This is a genomic window from Terrabacter sp. LjRoot27 (assembly GCF_964254175.1).
In the GTDB taxonomy this organism is placed as follows: Bacteria; Actinomycetota; Actinomycetes; order Actinomycetales; family Dermatophilaceae; genus Terrabacter.
On record NZ_CAXUSS020000001.1, the window covers coordinates 3887779 to 3911401 of the forward strand.

The following is a 23623-nucleotide window of genomic DNA, read 5'->3' on the forward strand; positions in this document are numbered from 1 at the left end:
CTCACTCAGGTCGCCGGACTGCCAGGTTTGATGAGTGCAGTACTTGTCGGCGAAACGTGCGCGGTGACCATCCAAGTAGTGCGCGTAATCCGCTCAACTCAAGGGCTCGGCGGGGAGACGGTCGGCCTACGAAGCGCGCCGCCCCCCGGCGGCACCCCAACCTAGTGAGAAGCTCCACTTCGACGGTGACGACGCCAGAGAATGCGCCTGGGTGGGGAGATCGCGGTTCGACGAGACTCTTCGTCCCGGAGTTGCTGAAGCATCGTCTTCGGCTTCGGCGGCGGCCAGTCCTGGGCGCGCGGGTCCTTGGTGTCCATGTAGTACTCGGTCCACCCGTAGTCGTCGCGGTAGCGCAGCGTCCCGTCGCCGACGTAGTACCAGCCTGCTGGCTTGTCGTTCATCGTCAACCCCCAAACTCACTCACCAAGTGGGAGCCCCCCTCCCGAGGCTCAATCTACGGCTGCCAACCGGTCGGAATCCACTGATGTCTAATTAGTCCGATTTGACCGTGCCACAGGGTGTTCCGGTCGCCTCACGTCGTCCCGGCGACCCCAATCGACCTTCGCGAGTCGCACGCGCAGGTCCGGCTCCCGGAACGCGTCCCGAGCCGGTGCCGCCGCCTCGCTAGAATCGAGGCGGCTCACGGCGACGACGCAAGTGGCCATGGTGTGCCGGGAAGTCTGGTCGGCGGCCCATGACCCATCCCCGAAGGGACCCCAAGGTGAGCGACCCGCACTCCAGCGCGACCCCGCCGACACCATCGCGCGACGAGGCCGGCAACCGGCTCCTCGGCCGCGGTAGCTGGCGTGAGGCGCGCTACGTCGCGGACCTCTTGCGTGCCGAGACCGTCGGCGGCGCGATCCTCCTCGCGGCCGCAGTGGCCGCCCTCGTCTGGGCCAACTCGCCGTGGCGCGACGGCTACGCAGCCCTGCGCGACACGGTCATCGGCCCTCAGGCCCTGCACCTCGACCTCTCGCTCGGGACGTGGGCGGCCGACGGGCTGCTCGCCGTCTTCTTCCTCGTCGCGGGCATCGAGCTCAAGCGCGAGTTCGTCGCGGGAGACCTGTCCGACCGTCGCAAGGCGGCACTCCCCATCGCGGCAGCGGTCTGCGGTGTCGCGCTGCCCGCGATCCTGTTCGTCGTCACGGCCACGCTAATGAGCCGGGGCGAGAGCGCGAGCGAGCTCAGCGGCATAGTCCGTGGCTGGGCCATCCCGACGGCCACCGACATCGCCTTCGCCCTGGCGGTACTCGCCGTCATCGGCACGCACCTGCCGAGCGCGCTGCGTTCGTTCCTGCTGACCCTCGCCGTCGTCGACGACCTCATCGCGATCACGATCATCGCCGTCTTCTACACCGACACGGTCAGCCTCCTGTGGCTGCTCGCGGCCGTCGTCCCGCTCGCCGCGTGGCGCCTGCTGCTCAAGCGGAAGATCACCAACCCGTTCATCCTCGCCGTCCCCGCCCTGCTCGCCTGGGTCTTCGTCCACTCGAGCGGCGTCCACGCCACGGTCGCGGGCGTGCTGCTCGGCCTGCTCGTCCCCGTCAACCGCGAGGTCGAGGATGACCCGGACCGGCACTCGCTGGCCGAGCGCATCGAGCACAAGATCAGGCCGTTCTCCGCCGGCTTCGCGGTGCCGGTCTTCGCGTTCTTCGCCGCCGGCGTCACGGTCGTCGGTGGCGGCTTCGGCGCCGCCCTGAGGGACCCGGCCGCGATCGGTGTCGTCGTCGGACTCGTCGTGGGAAAGGCCGTCGGCATCCTCGGGGGCACGTGGGCGGTCGCCCGCTTCACGCGCGCCGAGCTCGACGAGGACCTGGCGTGGACCGACGTCCTCGGACTCTCACTGCTCGCCGGCGTCGGCTTCACCGTGAGCCTGCTCGTCGGAGAGCTCGCGTTCGGCACCGGCTCCGAGCGCGACGACCACGTCAAGCTCGCCGTCCTCTGCGGCAGCCTCATCGCCGCCCTGCTCTCGAGCGTCGTGCTCCGGGCCCGCAACCGGCACTACCGGATCGTCGAGGCTCGCGAGACCGAGGACCGGGACCACGACGGCGTCCCGGACGTCTACGAGACCGAGGGACGCTGATCGCGGAACGGCCTGAGGTGATCGCACTGCCCGTTTTCTACGGATGCACCCCATGCCGCTTCGACCCCGGCTATCTTGACCCGACCGGGGATCGGAGTCTGACTTGATGAGCGAGCTCGCGACAGCGCGTGGCGAATGGAGCCGCAGGCGCGTCGTCTTGACGCTCGTCGCGGGCTATCTCGTGCTCCGGATCCTGAGCTTCGTGGAGTTGTGGGTCGCCTCGAGCTCGCAGGCGCCCACCGGACCGCCGAACCCACTGGGCGCACCAACGACCTACTACGTTCACACGCAAGCTCCTGCGTCCCCGGGCCTGCCGAGCGTTCTCGCGAACTGGGACGGCCAGTGGTACGAGAGGATCGCCACCGAGGGCTATCCGACTGCCTCCGAGGCGCGTTCAGCAAGCGACGCGTGGAGCTGGCAGTTCCCACCTCTGTTTCCGCTACTCGCCAAGCTCGTGATGGTCCTGACCGGGCTCGGCTTTCCCATGGCCGCAGTGCTGCTGAACCTCATGTTGGGCGGCATCGCGACCGCGCTGCTCTACGGGATGTTCCGCTCTGCCGTGAGCGCACCGATTGCCGTCGCTGGAGCCCTCTCCGTCAACGCCTTCATGACCGCCCCGCTCCTGAACGTGGCGTACAGCGAGCCAGCGGCGCTCGTCTTCCTCCTGCTCGCCCTGCGCGGACTCGTCTCGAAGCGCTATGCCTTCGCCTGGTTGGCCGTACTTGCCCTGGCCTTCACCCGTCCCGTTGCAGCCCCGCTCGCATTGGTCTACGCCGCGCACTGGTGGTCATCCTGGCGATCGCGGAGCACCCCGCGCCCAACTCCGACGATGCACGCCTGGCTGGCGCTGGGCACACTCACCTCTCTCATCTCGCCCTTCCTGTGGAGCCTCAGTGCTGCTGCCCTGATGGGAGACGCGCAGGCGATCACGCGAACAGACGGGCCAACCTCGGGTTCCTCCCGGGCCGCGTCGATGATGAGCTCCTTCGACTTCGGTTGGTTCGCACGTGCTGGTGAGCAGGCCGGCGGACTGGGTGTGACCCTGCTGGTAGTCACTGTCGTCCTCGGAATGGGGATCCCCGTCGCGGCTGCACGACGGCTGGGCCTAACAGTGGAACTCCAGATCTGGGGCGTGGCGTACGTCGTGTTCGTGCTGCTCGTGACTCCGGTGACGCCGGGATTCCTGCGCTACCTCCTACTGGCCGCCCCGCTGCTCGTGGCCGTTCCGATGTGGACCCTGACGTGGAGTCGCCGCGCGCTGGGTCTGATCGCCTTCACCTTGATCACTGCGATAGCTCTATGGAGCCAATGGTTCTGGATCCGCTACGTCTACATCCTCGACCCGGCCCCGGCCCTCGTGCCGTGGAGTCCTTAGGCCGTCAGCACCAGAGCGTTCGTGTGTGCGCTGCCATGCGAAGAGTCGCGGAATGGCCGCGAGGATGGCGAACACCGCGTAACCCTCGATGACCGGGCACCCGAGCACCATCGCTGGTGCCAAGAGCCAGGCTCGGCCTCCCAACGCTGCCCACACCGTGAGCAGAGCAGCGCACCCCAAACGCACCGTGGGCCCGAGCCCTCGGTCGCCTGCCGACTCGAGGACGAACGAGACCCAGCGGGCCCACGCGTCCGGGCTCACGGCGTACGACAGCCCACACACCACGACAGTCGATGCCACCGCCCACACGACGGGACGCCAGTCACGCCGCACGGGGAACCACAATCCGACCACTGCGGGGCCGATCTTCGTCAACAACGGGAGCATCAGCCACCACGCCCGGCCTCGAACGCTCCACACCAGCGCGACTGCGAAGAACAGATAGATGTTGCCGATGAGGATGTCCGGCAGGAGGAAGAGACCTGACACCACACCCCTGAGCCACCCCAGCGGGCTGACGAGCCAAAACAGTGCAGCCACGCCTAGCATCGCCCAGAGCACCTGGAACACCGGCCACGGCAGGTGCCCGAGGGGAGTGAGCACCTGGGCGAACACCGGTGAGTAGAGGTAGGCGTCAGTGAACTCCGGCGGAAGCGTGTACCAGCTGCTCGGATCAGAAGCCGCCAGCCAGTATGCGTGCGAGTCCAGCCCGAGGGTGCCGGCCCGGACGTACCCAGAGACCTGGAGGTAGGCAAAGAGCAGACCACCCGGCAGCAGCGCGACCCAGAGCGCCCGTAACAGGCGTTCCCGATCGATCGAGGTCCCAGCCACCGTGTCCCCCTCAACGGGTACGTGCATGGCGCGCACACGCCCGCCACATTCCGGACCATAACGTCGGGTCTCGCGAGCCGCACGGGGTTGAGCATGGTCGGGAATCAATTCGAAGATAGGGTGAGCAGGCACGTCATGGCTGAACTGAACGGAAACGAGGAAGTGAGCCGATGAGCACGGATCCCCGGCAGGAGCGGACACTCGGCCAGCTGGTCGCGTCCGCGACACAGGACATCTCGACGCTAGTCCGCAGCGAGATCGCCCTGGCCAAGGCTGAGGTCTCGGTTCAGGTCAAGAAGGCGGGTGTGGGCGGTGGCCTGCTCGCCGGAGCGGCCGTCATCGTCTTCTACTCCGTCTACTTCCTCTTCACGACGATCGCCGAGGGCATCCAGGCGCTGGGTCTGCCGCGCTGGGCCAGCTTCCTCATCGTGACCGTCTTCATGCTGCTCGTCGCGGCCGTCCTCGGCCTGCTCGGCGTGAAGAAGATGAAGACCGTCGACCCCACCCCGGCGAAGACGATCGCCGAGGCGCAGGAGACGGTCGAGGCGATCAAGTCGGCGGTCGAGCACCCGGGCACGACCGTCCCGGCTCCGCGCCCCGAGTGGGACCGACCCGGCCTTCCGGCCACCGTGCCGGCCGACGCCCCTTCGGCACCCACCACTCCGGCCGCGTCGTCGAGCAACGGGAGCGCGCCGAGCACGCCCGACCCGTCGCGCGACGCCTGACCTGAGACTGCCCGCCGCATCCATGTCCGTCGACGCTGCCTTCGTCAACATCGACGGCCCGTGGGAGCACCGCTACGTCTCCGCCAACGGCGCCCGCTTCCACGTCGCCGAGCTCGGTGACGGGCCGCTCGTGCTGATGCTGCACGGCTTCCCGCAGTTCTGGTTCACGTGGCGCCACCAGATGGTGGCCCTGGCCGATGCCGGCTACCGCGTCGCCGCCATGGACCTCCGCGGCTACGGCGGGTCCGACAAGCCGCCGCGCGGCTACGACACGTACATGGCGACCCTCGACACCGCGAGCGTCATCCGCGCCCTCGGTGAGAAGGACGCCGTCGTCATGGGTCAGGGGCTCGGGGGCTGGATCGCGTGGTGCATGCCGATCCTGCGACCCGACGTCACCCGCGCCATCGCGTCCCTGTCGATGCCGCATCCGCGGATCCTGCGGCACGCGATGTGGTCGAACGCGAAGCAGCGTCGCGCCTCGTCGTGGATCGCCGGCCTCCAGAAGCCCTTCGCCCCAGAGCGCGAGATGGCGAAGTCGCACGACTACGTCGAGGACCTCCTCCGCTCGTGGTCCTCACCCTTCGGCACCTTCCCCACGGCCGAGGACATCTCCCGCTACGGCGACGCGATGATGATCCCCTTCGTCGCCCACTCCGCCGCGGAGCACTACCGCTGGCTCGGCCGGTCGGCGGTGCGCCCGGACGGACCGCTCTTCATGCGCCGCATCCGCCACGCGATCCGGGTGCCGGTCGTTCAGCTCCAGGGCAGCGAGGACGGCTGCGTCATCGCCGCCGCCACCCACGGGTCGGGCGCCTTCGTGCCCGGCGACTACCGCCACGTCAAGGTCGCCGGCGCCGGCCACTTCCTCACCGAGGAGGCCCCCGACCAGGTGAACGCCGCCCTCCTCAAGTGGCTCGGAACCCTTGCCTGACATGGAGCTCGAGCTTCCCGACGCCGGCGGCGTCACGTGGTCGGTGTGCGTCCGTCGCGTGACGGTGGAGCCGGGACAGGGGAATCGGAGAGCTCGCTCGACGCTTCCACTGGACTCCGGAATGCCGTTGGCTGCCGCGGGTGCCGACGCGCCGTTGCGCACGGCGTCCGTCGGCAAGGTGCTGCTCCTCGTGGAGACGGCCCGGCTCATCGCCGCCGGCGACCTCTCCCCCGACGAGCCGCTCACCCGGTCCGTCGACCTCTGGGTGGGCGACTCTGGTCTCTGGCACACCCTGTCGGTCGAGACGCTCCCTCTCATCGACGTCGCGGCCCTCGTCGGCGCCGTCTCCGACAACCTCGCGACCAACGTCCTGCTCCGGCGGGTCGGGCTCGCCGAGGTCGCCGCCCGCGCCACGTCTCTCGGTCTGCGTGCAACCGCCCTGCACGACCGCGTCCGCGACGTCCGAGGTGCCGACCATCCCGCCACGTTGTCGACCGGAAGCGCCACCGAGCTGAGCCAGCTCATGGCCCGGCTCGCCTCCGGCACAGCCGCTGGCCCAGACGCGGATCGCCTCGTGCGCCAATGGCTCTCGGCCAACGTCGACCAGTCCATGGTCGGGTCGGCCCTCGTCGAGCAGGGCGGCCTCGACCCGATCGCTCACCACTCGTCCTTGGACCTGCCGACGGCGTTCTGGAACAAGACCGGGACGGATGCCGGAGTGCGGGCCGACGTCGGCGCCGTCACCTCGGGCGACCGGACGGTCACCTGGGCCGCGATCGCCAACTGGGACCCCTCCCCCGGCACGACGCTCGACCACCTCACGGTCTGGGCGGTCCTCCGCGGGATGCGCCACATCGGCGAACAGGTCCTCGCCCAGCTGTAGCCCGACCGAATTCGCACGAATCGCGGACTTCTCGACTGGTCTCGCGGACAATGACCGAGGCGCATCCCTCAGCCCGCGCCGCCCTCGTCGCTGACCTCGGGAAGTCATGACTACGCCAGCAACACGCCCCTTGGCCACGGTGTGGCCACCGGTCGCGCTTGTCGCGACAGCCCTGCTGGCCTGGCTGCAGTGGCGAGGCGTCACCAGCGGCATCTGGGTGGACAGCGATGTCTATGTCATGGGGGCTCGCACACTGCTCGATGGCGGCGACCTCTATGCCGACGCCACCTCCGTTGACCTCCGCTTCACCTACTCGCCGTTCGCGGCCGCGATCTTCGTGCCACTGGCGCTCCTGCCCGTGGAGGTCGCCCGGTGGAGTCTGACGGCTCTGTCCGTCATCGGCCTCCTGACCACCGTCCTCGTGCTCGGACGGCGTCTCCACCTGAAGCCTTGGGTCATCGCATGGCTGGTTCTCGCGACTGCAGCGCTGGAGCCCGTCCTCCGCAACCTGCTCCTCGGTCAGATCAACCTCATCCTCATGGCGATGGTCGTTGTGGACTTGCTGGTCGTCCCTCAGCGATACAGGGGAGTCCTGGTCGGGGTCGCTGCGGGAATCAAGCTGACACCTGCAGTCTTCGTCATCTACTTCCTTCTCCGGAGGGACTGGGTCTCCGCCGTGCGCGCGGCCGGCGCGTTCGCAGCGACGGTGGTCGTCGGACTGGTCGCTGCTCCGGCGAGCACGGTGTCCTTCTGGGGTGGCGGCTTCCTCGGGCTCGGCAAGTTCGGTGCTGATGCCGTCGTTGGTACGGACAACCAGTCTCTGCTGGCCGCAGTACTCCGCGTCCTCGGTCGACCCGAGGTACCTCTGGTCGTGCAAGCACCACTGGCTCTCGTCGGAATCGGCCTTGGGACAGTCGCCGCTCGGCGAAGCCTCGAACGAGGTGGACCGGCATGTGAGGTGGAGGCCGTGGCCTGGATCGCACTCGGGGGTCTCCTAGCGTCGCCGGTCTCCTGGACCCACCACTGGGTCTGGATCACCGTGGTACTTGCCGTGCTGGCGGCGCGCGCCCAGCCCGTCGCGGCCGGTCTGGTGCTCTTCGCCTTCTGGTTCCCTCTCGTGTGGATGCTCTACAGCAGCGACGGTTTCGAGGCGTTGCTGTTCCCATGGTGGAAGGCGCTCGTCTCCGCGGTGTACGTCGTCGTCGCGCTCACGATCCTGATCGCCCAGGCGGTGGGTGGTGGCCGTGCTACCCATACCAAGTCGGCGACCGCCGAGGCGCGGGCCGAGCCCGCACCCACCGCTCCTTGAGCGTCGCCATAGGCAGCTCGACGAACCGTCGCGTCAGCTCGGCGAGCAGGCGAGCCGTGGGCACCGCGATCGCGGCGGTGGGCAACGGGCCAAGCCCCCAGACCACGCTGATGGCCACCAGAAGCGGCAGGTGCCATAAGTAGAGGGAGTAGCTCGCCAGACCGAGCCGTACGAGAGGTCTCGGCTGCAACGCACGGGACAGACGGCCGTCGGGCGCGGACGTCACGTGCCCGGTGATGACGAAGGACGCCAGCGCCGCCAACGGAATGTCCGACTCTCCCGGCAGCCAGTGTTGGAGCGGCCCGACGATGGCGACGGCGAGTACGGCAACAGCGGCCCAGGCAACGCCGCTGCGAAAGGCAAAACCCAACCAACCCCATCTGCCGACGGCGAGTACGCAGCCGATGAGGAGACCGAATCCGCGTGTCACAGGTGAGAACTCGGCGACGTCCGAGCCAGCCGTAATGGCGTAGAGGCCCAGCATCGCCATCGCCATCGCCATCGCCATCGCCATCGCAGCCAGCATCCACACCAGCACTCGGGCGCTCATACTCCGCCGAAGCGCGAATACCAGAAGGAGGGAAAGGCCAAGTAGAACTGCTCTTCCTGGGCGAGCGACCAGAGGTGGCTCATGGCGGCCCAGACTCCGAACGGCAGGGCACCCAGCACCACAATGAGCAGGTTGGGACTGCTGCACGGATAGGTGACATCTGATCTGCGTCGATGTGTGTCGGCGCTGGAAGGATGTGCACCATGCCCAAGGCGTTTCCCAACGAGTTCCGCGAGGACGTGATCCGGGTCTTCAAGGAGTCGGATGCCTCCGTGGCCCAGGTCGCGAAGGACTTCGGCATCTCGCCGTCGTGCCTGAAGCGGTGGCTGACGATCGATGAACGACGCTCGGCCAGCGCTGCGAGCCCGGCCCGGACCTCCAATGAGTCCGAGGCGCTTCGGGAGGCGAACAAGCGGATCAAGCTTCTCGAGCAGGAGAACGAGGTCCTGCGCCGCGCGGCCGCCTATCTCTCGCAGGCGCACCTGCCGGGAAAATGATGTACCCGCTCGTCCGCGAGCTCGCCGGCGACGGGATCCCCGTCACGGTGACGTGCCGGGTGCTGAAGATCGCCCGCCAGCCCTACTACCGCTGGCTGGCCAACCCGATCACCGACACCGAGCTGACCGCGGCCTACCGGGCGAACGCGTTGTTCGACGCCCACCGCGACGACCCGGAGTTCGGCTACCGGTTCCTGCTCGACGAGGCCCGCGACGCCGGGCAGGCGATGGCCGAACGGACCGCGTGGAAGCTGTGCTCGCAGCAGGGTTGGTGGTCCGCGTTCGGCAAGAAGCGCGGCCGCAACGGCAAGACGCCGGGACCGCCGGTGCACGACGACCTGGTCGAGCGCGACTTCACCGCGCCCGCCCCGAATCGGCTGTGGCTGTCCGACATCACCGAGCACTGGACCGGCGAGGGCAAGCTCTACCTGTGCGCGATCAAGGACGTCTACTCCAACCGCATCGTCGGCTACTCGATCGACTCACGGATGAAGTCCTCCCTCGCCGTCGCAGCCCTGGACAACGCCGTCGCCCGACGCCACGCTGACGGCGCGGACGTGGCCGGATGTGTCCTGCACACGGACCGCGGGTCGCAGTTCCGGTCCAGAAAACTGGTCCACCAGCTCCACCGTCACGGCATGGTCGGCTCGATGGGCCGGGTCGGGGCGGCCGGTGACAACGCAGCCATGGAGTCGTTCTTCGCGCTGCTGCAGAAGAACGTCCTGAACCGTCGCGCGTGGGCGACCCGCGAGCAGTTGCGGATCGCGATCGTCACCTGGATCGAACGCACCTATCACCGCCGCCGGAGACAGCCTCGGCTCGGGCGGTTGACCCCGGTCGAATACGAGTTGATCATGACGACAACCGCCACGCAGGTGGCCTAACCGAAACTGTCACCCGTCCGTGCAGCAGACCCGTTCCACGTATAGGTCGCTGAGGCCACCCACGCAACGGCAAGCTGTTGCCACGATGCCCCTTCGTTCAACCACAGCGGCGTCGCCGCCACGTAGGCGGCGAGGACAACAAGGAGCGGCGGAAGAGCCTGAGAAACCGGGGGACGTAGAAGGCCCGCAGATCGATCCGAGCGTTCGCTCGCCACTCGCCTAACAGGATCGTCGTAATCAGATAGCCGCTCAGGACGAAGAAGATGTCGACTCCGACCCGTCCTACCGTGAACCCGGGGAGCGAATGCGCACAGACGACCAGGGCGACGACAACTCCCCGCAGCCCGTCGAGTGCCGGCACGTACGGCAAGCTCCCTGACCTCACGCCGTGAGGGTAGGGCGAAGCAGAACGTCTGCCGGGCCGTCTTGTGACTTTGCGCGCGGGCGAGGTCCTGAGATCTGCCACGTTGGCCCTCGGCCTACGTCGACCAGTCCATGGTCGGGTCGGCCCTCGTCGAGCAGGGCGGCCTCGACCCGATCGCGCACCACTCGTCCTTGGACCTGCCGACGGCGTTCTGGAACAAGACCGGGACGGATGCCGGAGTGCGGGCGGACGTCGGCGCCGTCACCTCGGGCGAGCGGACGGTCACCTGGGCCGCGATCGCCAACTGGGACCCCTCCCCCGGCACGACGCTCGACCACCTCACGGTCTGGGCCGTCCTCCGCGGGATGCGCCACATCGGCGAACAGGTCCTGACCCAGCTCTGAGCCACGGTTCAACCAGGCCGCCTTGTCGAAAACGGCAGACATTCGACGTTCTGTTCATGGCTCTTTGCCTGCGTTTGACACGCCTGAGTTCTGCCACCTCATCACCGTTTTACCGTTTATAGAAGCGGTTGAACCAATTGGCATACCGCCAGCACACCACGAACTTAAACTCCGCCTCATGTACCAGTTGGGGTGGGCTGGCCGCAGTGTCGCGGGCCGACGGCAGGCCGCCGGCGCTGCTGTGCCCACGCTGGCCGGATGGGTCCTCGGCGTCGCGGTCACGGCGGCGATCCTCGGCACCCCCTATCTGGTCTTCGCCTACCACAACCCGGACCTGCATCTCGTCCTGGACTCCCTGGACACGAGCGTCGCCCTGCTCGTCTCCTACCTGCTGTTCGGCCGCTACCGGCGCAGCAGACGCCTGCAAGACCTACTCCTGGCCCAAGGCCTGTTCCTCCTCGCCGTAGCCGGCCTGGGTATGACGCTCAGCCTTCATCTGCTCGGGTTGCACGACGGACGTTCCGATGTCTGGCTCCCGGTGGGGCTTCGCGTGACGGGAGCCGCGTTCGTGCTGGCGGCCTCGATGACAGGGGAGCGGCTCGTCACGGGACGTCGCGGGCGAGCAACCGCACTGTTGGCGTGGATGGTCATCATGGTCGGGATGATCCTGACGTGGGTGGGGAGGAGCCTCCTGCCGTTGGCCATGGCACCCACGCCTCCCGCCTCTGCTCAACAACCGGTCATCACCGGGCACCCTGCCCTTCTCGTGGCGCATGGTCTGACGGCCATCTGTTTTGCGGTCGCCTCGGTCCGTTTCGCGATGCTGGCCGGACGCCGCTTCGGACTGAACGACGAGCTCGTTCGTTGGCTCGGCCCGGCCTTCGCCCTTGCTGCCTTTGCACGCCTCAACTACGTCCTCTTCCCCTCGCTCTACAGCGACTGGCTCTACACCGGCGACCTCCTCCGCACGGCCTCGTACGCGGTGCTTCTTCTCGGCGCGGCGCGGGAGATTAGTCGATACTGGTCGGCCCAGGCCCGAGCGGCCGTCCTCGATGATCGGCGTCGCCTGGCTCGCGAGCTCCACGACGGTGTGGTGCAGGAGCTCACCTACATCCGCTCTGAGACGTCAACGCTCGCAAGGGAACTGGGAACACGTCAGCGAGTGCTTGACGCGTGCGATCGAGCCCTCGATGAGGCACGGGCCGCGGTGGACGCCTTGGGGCGCAGCAGTGATGAGCCGCTCGGGTTCGTGCTTCACCGAGCCGCTCGGCAGGTGGCGGAGCGCTACAATGCCAGCCTCGAAGTGGAGCTGGACGACTCGGTGTCGGCTGATGCCGACCAGCGCCACACCCTCGTGCGCATCACGCGGGAAGCGGTGTCCAATGCGATCCGACACGGCAGAGCAGACCGGGTCCGGCTCCGCCTGACAGGCGGTGAGCAGGGACGTCAGCTGCTTGTCCAGGACGACGGGGTTGGATTCGATGTCAGCCAGGCCAGACACGGTGCGACGGGGTACGGCCTGACGAGTATGGCCGACCGGGCCACGTCCCTCCATGGTTCGTTCACCATCGACTCGGCACCCGGACAGGGCACGACCGTGGCGGTGACGTGGTGACGATACGTGTGGTCATCGCCGACGACCACACACGCATGCGCGGCCGCATCCGGGATGCACTCGAGGCCGGAGGCTGTGACGTGTGCGGCGAGGGAGCGAGCGCTGCGGACGCCGTCCGCCTGGTCACGGAGCACCGACCGGACGTGGCCCTCCTGGACATTCACATGCCCGGTAACGGCATCCAAGCGGCCCACGACATCGCGAAGCTCGCGCCCGAGGTCGCCGTCGTGATGCTCACGCAGTCGGCCGAGGACGAGGACCTCTTCGACTCGTTGCGCGCCGGCGCCTCCGGCTACCTGCTCAAGGACACGGATCCTGCCGAGCTCCCTGACCGGCTACGCCGAGTCATAGCGGGAGAAGGCACCATGTCGCCCCGCCTGGTCGCGCGGATCATGGACGAGTTCCGCGCACCCACGAAGCGTCGCTTCGGACGATCCACCGCGGCAGCGAAGCTCAGCGCGCGCGAGTGGGAGGTGATGCAGCTGCTCAGCGAGGGGCTTGCCACCGACGAGGTGGCCGGCCGCCTCTTCCTGTCGGCGACGACGGTCCGGGTCCACGTGTCATCGGTCTTGAAGAAGCTCCGGGTCAAGGACCGGGAGAGCGCCTTCAAGCTCTTGCGCGGCGAATGACTCCGACCCCCTCGTCGACGAGGTGGGTCAGGGCGTCGATGAGGGCATCAGCCTCATGGAGCGTGTACTCCTCGCCGCCCAGCAGGACGTAGGGACCGTCCAACTGGCCCGTGTCCGGCTCGATGGTCGTGCACAGCCGCAGCGAGACACCTCTGACGAGCAGCTCACCGCTCATGTGGACGGCGTCGTCCTCCCCCGTGCGTATGCCGTGTCGCTGCACGCACCAGGTCGGGCAACCGGCCGGCCGGCCGGCATACGGGCTGTTGGCGGTGGTCATGACATCCCTCCTGCTAGAGATGCTCGGTTCTGGTGCGAGGGGTCCCGCGTCGTCACCGACGCGGGACCCCTCATTCCCCTCAGCCCCCTCGAGCCTCAGAGCTGCGATCCTCAGCGAAGGCCGATGGTGACGAAGTACGTCTGGCCGTCGTCGAGTCTGACGCCGATCTGGTAGTAGCTGCCTCCCGTGCTCGGCGTCTTCCAGTTGTAGATGTACTGCCCCGCGTCGTACCGGAACGTCGACCCGCTGTCCGCCGAGACGGTCTGCAACGTCTCATCGACTGGAAGGCTCATCGCCCCACCCTTGACCGGGGTCAGCCAGACCGGCGCGTTGATTGACTGCACGGCCTGTCCAGCAGCGTTCTTCAGCACGAACTTCACCGGGATGGTGCTGCCCGACTTGAAGACACTGGTCGAGGTGCCGACCTGGTGCGCCGTGTCGTTGATCGGCTGCAGGAAACCGTCGAACTTGTAGACGACCTTGTAGGTGCCCGTCTGGCTGACGGAGTTGCCTGCCTTGTCTGTGGCGGTCGCCGTCCAGCTGAACGTGCCCACGCCGTTGGAGCCACCGGTCACGGCCACCTTGCAGGTGTCGAGGCCGGAGAAGTCGTCCGTCGCGGTACAGGCCGCCGCGGGGGTGGCACCGAGGCTGTAGAAGCCGTTGGTCACGTTCACCGACGTGATCGTCGGGTTCTCGTTGTCGATGCTGATCCCTGAGACCGAGGTCGTGCCGACGTTGTCCGCGAAGTCCTTGGCGGATCCATTGGCCGACTGATTCGCTCCGTTGCTCGAGAGCGTCACGTCGTCCTGGCAGGTGGCCCAACCGGAGAGTGTGTCGGAGCAGGCGAAGTGGACCTTGACCGGGCTGACGTACCAGCCGTTCTTGCCGGTGGTGCCGCTGACCACGGAACCGCTGATGGACGGCTTGGTCTTGTCGAGCTTGACGGTCACCGAGTCCGTGCCGATGTTCCCAGCGGTGTCCTTTGCCGAGCCGTTGACAGCCAGGCCAGTCGTGCTGGTCTCGGCGCTGATGACCTGGTCGGTGGTGACGCTGCCGGCTGCAACGCCCGAGCCCGGGTCCGTGTCCTTCGCGTCGAAGTGCACCGTGACGTCGCTGTTGTTCCAGTCCGACGCGTTCGCCTTCGGGTTCACCGTGTGGGTCACAGTCGGAGCGATGTTGTCGTACTTCAGTGCGACCTCGTTGGTGCGCTCCACGTTCCCGGCCACGTCGACCGCGTAGTACTTCACGCTTGCCGTGCCCGTGCCGCTCAGCGGGACGCTGACCGACTTGCTCGCACCCGCCGCCACCTGCTCGCTGCCGCCGTTCACGGCGTAGTGGATCTCGCTGACACCGGACGGGCCGACGTCAGTCGCGTTCAGCACGACTGTGGCGGTGGCACCGGTGCAGTAGCCGTTGGTGGTCGTGCACTGGTTGTCGGCGGTGGTCTGCGGCTCGTGGCCGTCGATGTTTATGCCGGTCACCGTCTTGGTGCTCGTGTTGCCCGCGACGTCCTTCGCCTCGGCGCTGGTGACGCTCTGGTTGGCTCCGTCACCGGACACCACGGCGTCGGAGGGGCAGGTGCCCTGCCCCGAGCCGGCGCTGCCGTCGGCCAGGGCTGGGTCGGAGCAGGTGAAGCCAATGATGACGTCCCCGCGATACCAACCGGCGGCGTTCTTGCCGGCGGGCAGCTGGGCGGTGATGCCAAGCGGAGCCCGGTCGATGTTGATCCCGCTGACCGACCCGGTGCCCGGGTTGCCCGCCTTGTCGCTGATCGTGGCCGAGGTGCCCTGGTTGCGGCCCTCACCCGCGATCTTGCTGTTGGCCGGCTGGGTCGCCGGGTTGATGCCCGACAGGCCATCCGTCCCGGTCCAGGCGACGGACACGTCGCTGCGGTACCACTCGCCACCGTTCGAGTCGCCCGTCGGCGCACCCGTCAGGGAAGGAGCAGTCTTGTCGATGCTGATCTTGCCGACGGTCACCGAGTTCGTGTTGCCGGCCACGTCCTGGGTGTCTCCCTGGACCGACTGGTTCTCGCCCTCGCTGGCCACGGTCTGGTCCGGGCCACAGCCGGCGATGCCGTCCGTGACGTCGGCCGGAATCCCAGAGTCGGCGTCCGTGCAGCTGAACGCGACCTTGACGTCGGTGTTGTTCCAGCCGAACGAGTTGGCGACCGGGGTGCGCGTCGAGGTGATCGTCGGCGCGATCGTGTCCACCTTCACCTGGATGGTGTTGGTCGTCCCGTGCGCCTCCTCGTTGCCGGCAATGTCCCCGCTCCAGTAGGAGATGGTGTGCGTGCCGGTGGAGAGGTCCGCGGTGAACGGCTCGCCGTAGGTCTGCTTGGCGCCGCCGTCGATCGTGTAGTACGTCGCCTTCACGCCGGACGTGACGTCCGACGCGTCAAACGCGACCGGGATGCCGCTGGTGACGAACCAGCCGCTGTCCGGCGAGATCGGGTTGATCACCTTGGTGACCGGCGCCGTCGTGTCGATACTCAGGGTGATCGGAGCACCCGCGGTCTCAACATTGCCGGCGTTGTCCTTGCTCCAGAAGGCGATCTCGTGCGTGCCCTCGGTGCCGAACGGGAAGGCGCCGCTGTAGGCCTGAGCAGTTCCCCCGTCGACCGTGTAGTAGGTCGCGTCCACCTGCGACAGGTTGTCGTGGCCGGTCAAGGTGACCTGGACCGCGTCGCCGTACCAGCCGCTGGCCGGGACCTGCGGCACGCTCGACGTGGTGGTCGGGGCGGTGACGTCGATCTTGATGCCGTCGACCTTGGCCTTGGTGACGTTCCCGGCCAGGTCGTTGACCGAGGCGTTGGCGCCCAGGTTCTCGCCCTCACCGGTGACGGTGCTGTCGGCCGGACAGTTCGCGTCGAGGCCAGAGCCGTCTTCCGAGCAGGTCCAGACGACGGTGACGTCACCGTTGTACCAGCCATTGGCATTCGGGCCGACCGTGGCCTTGCCGGTCAGAGTCGGCGGCGTCTTGTCGAGCTTCAGCGTGATGCTGTTGCCCGCCCTGTCCTCGACGTTCCCAGCATTGTCGGTGCTCCAGTACTTCACCGTGTGGGTGCCGTCGGTGCCGATGACCACCGCGGCGTTGTAGGCCTGCCCGGGACCACCGTCGATCGAGTAGAACGTGTGGGCCACGCCGGACAGGTTGTCACTGGCAGCCAGCGTGAAACTGACGTCCTTGTTGTACCAACCGTTGGTCAGAGCACCGGACACCGATGCAGAGGTGCTGGGGGCGTTCCGGTCGATCTGGATCCCGCTGACCGTCGTGCTGGTGGTGTTGCCGGCCCTGTCGATGCAGGTGGCGGTGGCGGACAGATTGCCGCCCTCACCCTTCACGATGGAGTCAGCAGGCTGCGCGGCCGGTCCCGACAGCGGGTCGGTGCAGGTCCAACTGACCGTCACGTCGCCGTTGTGCCAGCCGCTCGAGAACGAGCTTGCAAGCACCGGGCCGGTCTTGTCGATGCTGATGCCGGAGACCGTGGCGCTATCAGAGTTGCCCGCAGCGTCCGTCGCCGTGCCGGTGACCGCCTGGTCTGCGCCCTGGACGAGGACCTTGTCGGCCGTCTTCGAGGCCACGCCGGACCGGTCGTCAGTCGCGGTGAACGTCACCGTGACGTCGTCGTTGTACCACTGGTTGTCGTTGGCGGCCCGGTCCACAGACCCGGAGATCTTCGGGGCCGTCTTGTCGATGCTGACCAGCGCGGTGTCCGTCGCGGAGTTCCCCGCGCCGTCCTTGGCGGTCCCCACGACCTCCTGACCGGTACCCTCGGTGGTCACGGTGGCGTCGCCGGTGCAGCTGGCGACGCCCGAGCCGCCCTGGTCGGCGCACGTAAAGGCCACGTCGACGTTTCCGTTCGTCCATGCCCCGTTCTTGTAGGACGGCGGAGTGAATCCGTGGCCGATGGTCGGCAGGGTCTTGTCGATCAGCACGTGGACCGTCTTCGCGGCCTCCGCGTTGCCGGCCACGTCGGTGCTGAAGAACGTCACCGTGTGGTCACCCTCGGTGGACAGCTTGAAGCTCGTCCCGGTCTGCTGCGTGCCGTTGTCGACCGAGTACGTCGTCGAGGCGACGCCGGAGCCGTTGTCGGTGGGCGACAGGGTGACGTTGACCTCGCCGTTGACCCAGGCGTTCGACGTGCCGCTGATCCCGGTGTTGGGGGCGGTGCGGTCGATCTGGATGCCGAAGACCGTCTTGGTGGTGTTGTTGCCGGCGTTGTCCGTGCAGGTGGCCGTCGAGGAGAGGTTCGAGCCCTCGCCCTTGACCACGTCGTTGCTGGGTGGGCTCGCGACCTTGGAGAGGGTGTCGGTGCAGGTCCAGGTGACGGTCACGTCGTCCTTCTGCCAGCCGTTGGGGAACGAACCGCTGAGAACCGGCGGGGTCTTGTCGATGTTGACGCCGGTGACGCCGGCACTTGCCGAGTTACCCGCGGCGTCTGTGACGGTGGCGCTGGCGCTCTGGTCCGCGCCCTCGGTAAGGACCTTCGAAGCCGGAATGCCGCTGATGCCGGAGAGCGCATCGCTCGCGGTGTAGCTCACCGTGACGTCGTCCTTGTACCAACCGGCGGCGTTCTTGGTGCCGTTGGCGGTCGCGGTGATGGTCGGGTTGGTCTTGTCGAGCTTGACCGTCACGGAGTCGGTGGCCTTGTTGCCGGCCTTGTCGGTGGCGGTACCGCTGACGAGCGTGCCGTTCGTCTCGGTGCTGACCGTCTTGGAAGCCGTGGTGCCACCGTCCGCGACGCAGGACGCGAGACCCGAGCCTCCGGTCTCGTCGGCGCAGCTGAACGTGACGGTCGCGTCAGCCTTGTTCCAGCCTGCGGCGTTGGGCGCCGGTGACACGGCGTGCGTGATCGTCGGCGCCGTCTTGTCAATCGGGGCAACCGTGGTGGTGACGGAAGCGGTGGCGGTGTTGCCCGCGTTGTCCGTAGCGGTGCCGGTGACGGTCGTGCCGCCCGGGACGGTCTTCGAGCTCGACGCCGGGCTGGTTCCGTCCGCGGCACATGACGCGATGCCGGAGGCCTCGCCACCGCCAGAGTTGCCGTCGTCACACGTGAAAGTAACGGTGACCGTGCCATCACCGTTGTCCTTCTGCGTTCCACTGATGCTTGGCTTCGCCTTGTCCAGCCGAACCGTGACGGAGCCTGACGCTCCGGTGTTGCCCAACCGGTCGGACTGCGCAGGCGCCGTCTTGGTGACGATGCCGTTGGCGCTGATTGCCGAGTCGGTCTGGAAGGGCTGAGCCGCGGCAACTCCGGAGCCGGCGTCGGTCGCGGTCCATCTGACGGTCACATCGCCGTTGTTCCAGCCCGCGCCATTCGGTGCCGGGGACAGCGCGGCCGTGACGACCGGCCCCGTGTTGTCGAGGGTGTAGCTCGCCTGGGTGGAGTTGGTCTGACCGGTGCAGTTGTTGGCGTTGAAGTTCGGGGAAGCAGCCACGGTAAAGGCCTGGGCCCCGTTCCCGGCCGGTGCAGTGGTCGTGAACGTCCAGTTCGACTTGGCCGTCAAGGACGTCTGGCGAGGCAGCGTGGCCGCCCCCGTCACAACGACGCACTGGGTGTCATTCGACGTGGTCACCGTCAGCGTCAGCGCGGCCCCCTGCTTGGCGTAGAGCGTGCTTCCCACACTCACGGTCCCCGCGCCGCCGCTGAAGACCGCGCTCGAGACGCTCGACGCCGACGCCCCCACGAGGTTGACGCCCCCGAGGACGAGAGCACCCGTGGCGACCCCCGCCAACAGTCTCCGCATCTTGCTCGTCGTGCCACGCCTGGAGCGTGACTGCGCGCCCTGAACCGCGCTCGTCTGGATGTTCATCCCAGGTTCCCCTCACCTAATCAACACGAAGTGGGTGTGCCGGGCCCCCGCCGCACACCCAGAAGGTATGAGTGTTTTCGTCCCACCCGGAGCGGTTTGACGTTCAACCACCCAAACGCCGAGGCGTTCACGCTCGACGGCCGCGTTCAAATGTCTAAACGTGTCCTCGATACCGCGGGCGGAGCCATGACAGACGTCAGTCGGCAGCAGTGGCAGGGATCAGCACACTGAACGTCGCTCCCCCGCCAGGCGTTTCCGTCACGTCGAGCCGGCCACCGTGCGACCGGACGATCTGGGTCACGAGCGCCAGCCCCAGCCCGACGCGTCGGCTACCCGCCCCTCCGTCACCGCGGGAGAAGCGGCGCGACAGCTGCTCGACGTCCGCGACATCGACTCCGTCGCCGTGGTCGACCACGTCGACACGCACCTGATCCTCGGAGACGCCAGACCTCACCTCGACGCGAGTCCCCTTCTCGGAGTGGGCGATCGCGTTGTCGACGAGCGCCAGCACCGAGCGCCGGAGGCTCGGCCTCACTCCCAGCACGACGCACCCACCAGCCCCGGCCGCCTCGTCGACGAGCGTCACCCCGTGGTCCGCGGCATATGGCAGCAGCGACGTGACGACCTCCGACGCGAGCGCGCCCAGGTCGACCCGCTCGGCCACCTCGTCGACGTGCTCGAGCTGCGCCGAGAGCAGCAGGTCGGACACGACGTCGGCCATGGCCTGGGTGTCGTGGACGAGCTGGTCGACCTCGGCCAGCCGGCGCGCCGACGTCGGGTCCCCGCCGCCGGCCGCAGCATCCGCAGCGACATCCGCGGCGACGTGACGCCGCAGCATCTGGGCGCGGGTGCTGATGACGGCCAGTGGCGTCCGCAGCTCGTGCGAGGCGTCGGCGACGAACTGGCGCTGCAGCTCCATGGCCTCACCGAGCGGCCGCACCGCGCGCCGCCCCGCCAACAGACCGGTCAGCGCAGCCAAGAGCACCCCGAACACCCCGGCCGCAGCGGTCGACACGAGCAGTCGCTGCTCCTCGCCGGTGTGCAGGCGGATGTCGTAGACCGCGACGTAGCGCCCGCCCTCGCGCTGGTCGACCCACGCGGGCCACGACCGCCCGTCGGCGGTGAGGCTCGTCGCACCCGACACGTCCGGCCCGACGGCCGAGGCCGCAGCGGCCAGCTCCGCTGGCATCGACCGCGTCGCCTCCTGCCCCGACTCGGTCAGCTTGACGAGCCACGTGCCCGGCGGGGCGTCGACGACGTCGTCGGCCGTCCGGGCGGCCGTCTCGGTGCGCCCGCGGATCTCGGCGAGCTGCTGCCGGTCGAAGAGCAGGGCCGTGCCGATGATGGCGAGCAGCACCACGAGCGCGGTCGTCGCGCCGACGCGCAGCGCCACCGTGCGCGAGGCCCGCCGCAGCGGATCGCTCTCCCCCACAGACCCTTTCGAGCGCCGGCCCATCAGGACGCCCCGAGCCGGTAGCCGACGCCGTGCACGGTCTCGATGACGGACTTCCCGAGCTTGCGGCGCAGGTAGTAGACGTAGGTGTCGACGGCCCCGAGCGTGTCGGCGTTGTCGAAGGCCGCGACGAGCAGCTCGTCCCGGGTGAAGACCCGCGTGGGCCGGCGTGCCAGCGTCTCGAGCAGTCGGGCCTCGCGCCCCGACAGCATGACCTCGCCGTCACCGCCGACGAGACGCTGCTCGCCGACCACGAGCCGCCGGGCCCCGACGGTCAGCTCGCCCGTCGCCCCACCCATCGGGCGCAGCAGGGCGCGCAGCCGCGCGAGCACCTCGTCGACGTCGAAGGGCTTGACGACGTAGTCCTGCGCGCCGGCGTCGAGACCCTCGACGCGGTCGGCGACCGTGCCCCGCGCGGTGAGGAAGAGGACGGGCGCCGTCAGCCCCCGCGAGCGCAGCCGCGTCACGAGGTCGACGCCCTCGATGCCCGGCAGCCCACGGTCGACGACGAGCACGTCCCAGTCGTCGACGAGGCCACGGTGGAGGCCCGCCTGGCCGTCACGAACGGCCGTGACGGCATACCCCTCCTCGCCGAGCAGCTCGGTGAGCATCTGCGAGAGGTCGGGATCGTCCTCGACGAGCAGCAGTCGCGGGCGGATCGGCGACGTGGTCATGGACCGACCCTCCCCTTCCCGTCTCATAACTTTCTGAGATCACGTGACCACCATCGTCTACGTGAGCACCACCATCGCACCACACCGCGGGACCCCGAGCCGGGTCCGTCGCGCCCTGCGTGCCGGCGCGGACTTCCGCCGCTGGCAGGCCCGCACGGGCGACCTCCTCGAGACCCTCGCCATCGCGAGCCTGCTCGCCGTCGTGGCGCAGTTCCTCCTCGGCGGGGGCAGCCACGACCTCGTCGCCGGCCCGGGCAGCACCACCCTCATCGCCGTCGGGCGCCTCACCGGCCTCGTCGCGATGGACCTGCTGCTCATCCAGCTGCTCCTCGCGGCCCGCGTGCCGTGGATCGACCGCGTCTACGGGATGGACCGGGCGCTCAAGGCGCACCGCGTCCTCGGCCGCGTCACCGTCCCGCTCGTGCTCGTCCACGTCGGCGCCATCGTCGTCGGCTACGCCGCGCGCGACGACCTGCACGGTCCGTTCGCGCCGGTCGTCGAGTCGTTCCGGCTGCTCACCGGCGGCAGCGACCTCCTCTTCGCCTTCATCGCGACCGCCCTGCTCGTCGTCATCGCCGTGACGTCGGTCAGCATCGCGCGCCGCCGCCTCTCCTACGAGTGGTGGCACCTCGTGCACCTGACGTCGTATGCCGCCGTCGTCCTCGCCGTGCCGCACGAGCTGTCGATCGGCTCGGACTTCACCGCCTCGCCGTGGGTGCGCACCTACTGGTGGACCCTCTTCGTCCTCGTCGCGGCCAGCGTCCTCTGGTGGCGCCTGCTCGTCCCCGTCGCCCGCAGCCTGCGTCACCAGCTGCGCGTCACCGACGTCGTCGAGGAGGCCCCCGGCGTGTGGTCGGTGTGGATGAGGGGACGCCACCTCGACACGCTCCCGGTCCGCGCCGGCCAGTACCTCAACTGGCGCTTCGTCAGCCCCCGCCTGCTCGCGACCGCCCACCCGTGGTCGATCTCGAGCGCCCCCGACGGCCGCCACCTCCGCATCACGGTGCGCGAGCTCGGCGACCACTCGAGCCGCCTGGCCCACCTGCGACCCGGCACGCGCGTCCTCTTCGAGGGCCCGTACGGCGCCTTCACCGCCCGCCGGCGCGTGCGCCGTCGCGTCCTGCTCCTCGCCGCCGGCATCGGCGTCACGCCGGTCCGCTCGATCCTCGAGGAGCTCGTGCGCCACGGCCACGCCGGGCCCGGCGACGTCACCGTCGTCTACCGCGCCAACGACGAGTCACAGCTCGCCCTGCGCCACGAGCTCGAGCACCTCACCGCCGTCGGCGGCCACCAGCTGCTCCTCCTCGTCGGCCCCCCGGTGAACGGCTCGTGGCTGCCACCCGACCACTCCGGCGGCCGGCCGGTCCCCGACGCCGAGCGGCTTGCCGAGCTCGTCCCCGACCTGCGCCGCCACGAGGCCTACCTGTGCGGCCCCGGCGGCTGGATGAACCTCGTCCACCGCAGCCTCCTCGAGGGCGGCATCCCCAAGGCCCACATCCACGGCGAAAGGTTCTCCTGGTGAGGAAGGCAACGACCGCCCTCGTCGGCCTGGCCGGCATCGTCACGCTGAGCGCGTCCTGGGCCACCGGGCTCGCGCCGAAGCACGCCGCCGTCACGGGCGTCCACATCCTCTCGTCGGCCAAGGCCGGCACGCCCGTCGCCGCCGCACCGCCGAGGCCCTCCGGCAGCTCTAAGACCTCCGGCGCCACCAGGGCGTCTGGCAGCTCGAAGACGTCGAGCGGCTCGAAGACGTCGGGCGCGGCCCCCAAGGCAGCCGCCGCCGCACCCCGCTCCGGCACCGTCGACGGCGCCGTCGTCGGGACGCAGTACGGCTCCGTCCAGGTGCGCGTCAGCTTCACGGGCACGAAGATCACCAACGTCCACGCCCTCCAGCTCACCGACAGCTCCCGCACGTCGGTGTCCATCAGCGCCGGCGCCGCCCCGACGCTGCGGCAGGAGGCCCTCGCCGCGCAGTCGGCCCAGATCGACGTCGTCAGCGGTGCCACCTACACGAGCGAGGCCTACCAGCAGAGCCTCCAGTCGGCGATCGACGCGGCCCACCTGGGCTGACGAGCCCCCACGAACCGCACCCGACAGGGTGCCCGCGACGCGGCCCGCCGATCTTCCCTTGTGGTCGGCGGGCCGCACCTCTCCCCCCGAGCCCAGCACCCGGCATACGCCCTCCGCCCGATGGCGTATGCCGTGTGCCCGGGTGCTCGGGGCCACGCGCTCTCCGCCGAGGGTGCACATCCGTGCAGAAGTCAGGTCGTTCCTGACATCCGGGACCCCGTGCTCTGCCATGATGCGCTCGCATCTTCAC

19 protein-coding genes are annotated in these 23623 nt (G+C 68.7%); 12 read left to right on the plus strand and 7 right to left on the minus strand.

The features are described from left to right. Positions 1-721 precede the first annotated feature (721 nt). Both nhaA and ACSQ2D_RS17910 read left to right on the plus strand, forming a co-directional pair. Complete coding sequence (nhaA, locus tag ACSQ2D_RS17905) at positions 722-2083, plus strand: Na+/H+ antiporter NhaA (RefSeq protein ID WP_435987276.1); 1362 nt, start codon at positions 722-724, stop codon at positions 2081-2083. A 106-nt stretch (positions 2084-2189) separates the two neighbouring features. Then, positions 2190-3458, plus strand: coding sequence for a hypothetical protein (locus ACSQ2D_RS17910; protein WP_435987277.1), 1269 nt, complete (start codon positions 2190-2192; stop codon positions 3456-3458). On the opposite strand, the gene ACSQ2D_RS17915 is transcribed toward ACSQ2D_RS17910, so the two are convergent. After that, positions 3381-4289, minus strand: coding sequence for a glycosyltransferase 87 family protein (locus ACSQ2D_RS17915; RefSeq protein WP_435987278.1), 909 nt, complete (start codon positions 4287-4289; stop codon positions 3381-3383). The genes ACSQ2D_RS17910 and ACSQ2D_RS17915 overlap by 78 nt on opposite strands. 170 nt (positions 4290-4459) lie before the next feature. Between ACSQ2D_RS17915 and ACSQ2D_RS17920 the strand changes: the two genes are divergently transcribed. The 4 genes from ACSQ2D_RS17920 to ACSQ2D_RS17935 all read left to right on the plus strand — a co-directional run bounded on the left by ACSQ2D_RS17920 (position 4460) and on the right by ACSQ2D_RS17935 (position 8140). After that, positions 4460-5014 (plus strand): phage holin family protein, encoded by a 555-nt coding sequence (locus ACSQ2D_RS17920; protein ID WP_435987279.1) that lies wholly within the window; start codon positions 4460-4462, stop codon positions 5012-5014. A gap of 22 nt (positions 5015-5036) precedes the next feature. After that, positions 5037-5948 carry an alpha/beta fold hydrolase gene (locus ACSQ2D_RS17925; protein WP_435987280.1) on the plus strand — a complete coding sequence of 304 codons (912 nt, stop codon included), beginning with the start codon at positions 5037-5039 and terminating at the stop codon, positions 5946-5948. Between the two features lie 121 nt (positions 5949-6069). Further along, a complete protein-coding gene (locus ACSQ2D_RS17930) occupies positions 6070-6831 on the plus strand; it encodes a serine hydrolase (RefSeq protein ID WP_435987281.1) in 762 nt (253 codons plus the stop codon). A 217-nt stretch (positions 6832-7048) separates the two neighbouring features. Further along, on the plus strand, positions 7049-8140 hold the full coding sequence (locus ACSQ2D_RS17935) for a glycosyltransferase 87 family protein (protein WP_435987282.1): 1092 nt from the start codon (positions 7049-7051) through the stop codon (positions 8138-8140). Here the strand turns inward: ACSQ2D_RS17935 and ACSQ2D_RS17940 are convergent. Continuing rightward, positions 8079-8837, minus strand: coding sequence for an acyltransferase family protein (locus tag ACSQ2D_RS17940; RefSeq protein ID WP_435987283.1), 759 nt, complete (start codon positions 8835-8837; stop codon positions 8079-8081). The two genes, ACSQ2D_RS17935 and ACSQ2D_RS17940, sit on opposite strands and share 62 nt — an antisense overlap. 56 nt (positions 8838-8893) lie before the next feature. Here ACSQ2D_RS17940 and ACSQ2D_RS17945 point away from each other — a divergent pair. Continuing rightward, positions 8894-10071 (plus strand): IS3 family transposase gene (locus ACSQ2D_RS17945; RefSeq protein ID WP_435985665.1). Its coding sequence is split into 2 segments (ribosomal slippage): positions 8894-9178 and positions 9181-10071, totalling 1176 coding nucleotides; the frame shifts between segments, so codons are not numbered across the junction. A gap of 97 nt (positions 10072-10168) precedes the next feature. Here ACSQ2D_RS17945 and ACSQ2D_RS17950 read toward each other — a convergent pair. Next, positions 10169-10537, minus strand: coding sequence for an acyltransferase family protein (locus ACSQ2D_RS17950; protein WP_435987284.1), 369 nt, complete (start codon positions 10535-10537; stop codon positions 10169-10171). A gap of 29 nt (positions 10538-10566) precedes the next feature. On the opposite strand from ACSQ2D_RS17950, the gene ACSQ2D_RS17955 reads away from it, so the two are divergent. The 3 genes from ACSQ2D_RS17955 (at position 10567) to ACSQ2D_RS17965 (ending at position 13083) form a co-directional block, all read left to right on the plus strand. Continuing rightward, on the plus strand, positions 10567-10839 hold the full coding sequence (locus ACSQ2D_RS17955; RefSeq protein ID WP_435987285.1) for a hypothetical protein: 273 nt from the start codon (positions 10567-10569) through the stop codon (positions 10837-10839). Positions 10840-11017: 178 nt separating this feature from the next. Further along, on the plus strand, positions 11018-12454 hold the full coding sequence (locus ACSQ2D_RS17960) for a sensor histidine kinase (RefSeq protein ID WP_435987286.1): 1437 nt from the start codon (positions 11018-11020) through the stop codon (positions 12452-12454). Positions 12455-12462: 8 nt separating this feature from the next. Beyond that, positions 12463-13083 (plus strand): response regulator, encoded by a 621-nt coding sequence (locus ACSQ2D_RS17965; protein WP_435987287.1) that lies wholly within the window; start codon positions 12463-12465, stop codon positions 13081-13083. On the opposite strand, the gene ACSQ2D_RS17970 is transcribed toward ACSQ2D_RS17965, so the two are convergent. The 4 genes from ACSQ2D_RS17970 to ACSQ2D_RS17985 all read right to left on the minus strand — a co-directional run bounded on the left by ACSQ2D_RS17970 (position 13061) and on the right by ACSQ2D_RS17985 (position 21303). Beyond that, positions 13061-13360, minus strand: coding sequence for a DUF6907 domain-containing protein (locus tag ACSQ2D_RS17970; protein WP_435987288.1), 300 nt, complete (start codon positions 13358-13360; stop codon positions 13061-13063). The two genes, ACSQ2D_RS17965 and ACSQ2D_RS17970, sit on opposite strands and share 23 nt — an antisense overlap. Positions 13361-13470: 110 nt before the next feature. Further along, on the minus strand, positions 13471-19176 hold the full coding sequence (locus tag ACSQ2D_RS17975) for an OmpL47-type beta-barrel domain-containing protein (protein ID WP_435987289.1): 5706 nt from the start codon (positions 19174-19176) through the stop codon (positions 13471-13473). A gap of 196 nt (positions 19177-19372) precedes the next feature. After that, positions 19373-20608: a sensor histidine kinase gene (locus ACSQ2D_RS17980; protein ID WP_435987290.1), complete on the minus strand. Its 1236-nt coding sequence runs from the start codon at positions 20606-20608 to the stop codon at positions 19373-19375. A gap of 23 nt (positions 20609-20631) precedes the next feature. After that, on the minus strand, positions 20632-21303 hold the full coding sequence (locus ACSQ2D_RS17985; protein WP_435987291.1) for a response regulator transcription factor: 672 nt from the start codon (positions 21301-21303) through the stop codon (positions 20632-20634). Between the two features lie 61 nt (positions 21304-21364). Between ACSQ2D_RS17985 and ACSQ2D_RS17990 the strand changes: the two genes are divergently transcribed. Next, positions 21365-22825 carry a ferredoxin reductase family protein gene (locus ACSQ2D_RS17990; protein ID WP_435987292.1) on the plus strand — a complete coding sequence of 487 codons (1461 nt, stop codon included), beginning with the start codon at positions 21365-21367 and terminating at the stop codon, positions 22823-22825. Next, positions 22822-23373, plus strand: coding sequence for an FMN-binding protein (locus tag ACSQ2D_RS17995; RefSeq protein ID WP_435987293.1), 552 nt, complete (start codon positions 22822-22824; stop codon positions 23371-23373). Before ACSQ2D_RS17990 ends, ACSQ2D_RS17995 begins: the two co-directional genes overlap by 4 nt. The last annotated feature ends 250 nt before the right edge of the window (positions 23374-23623 follow it).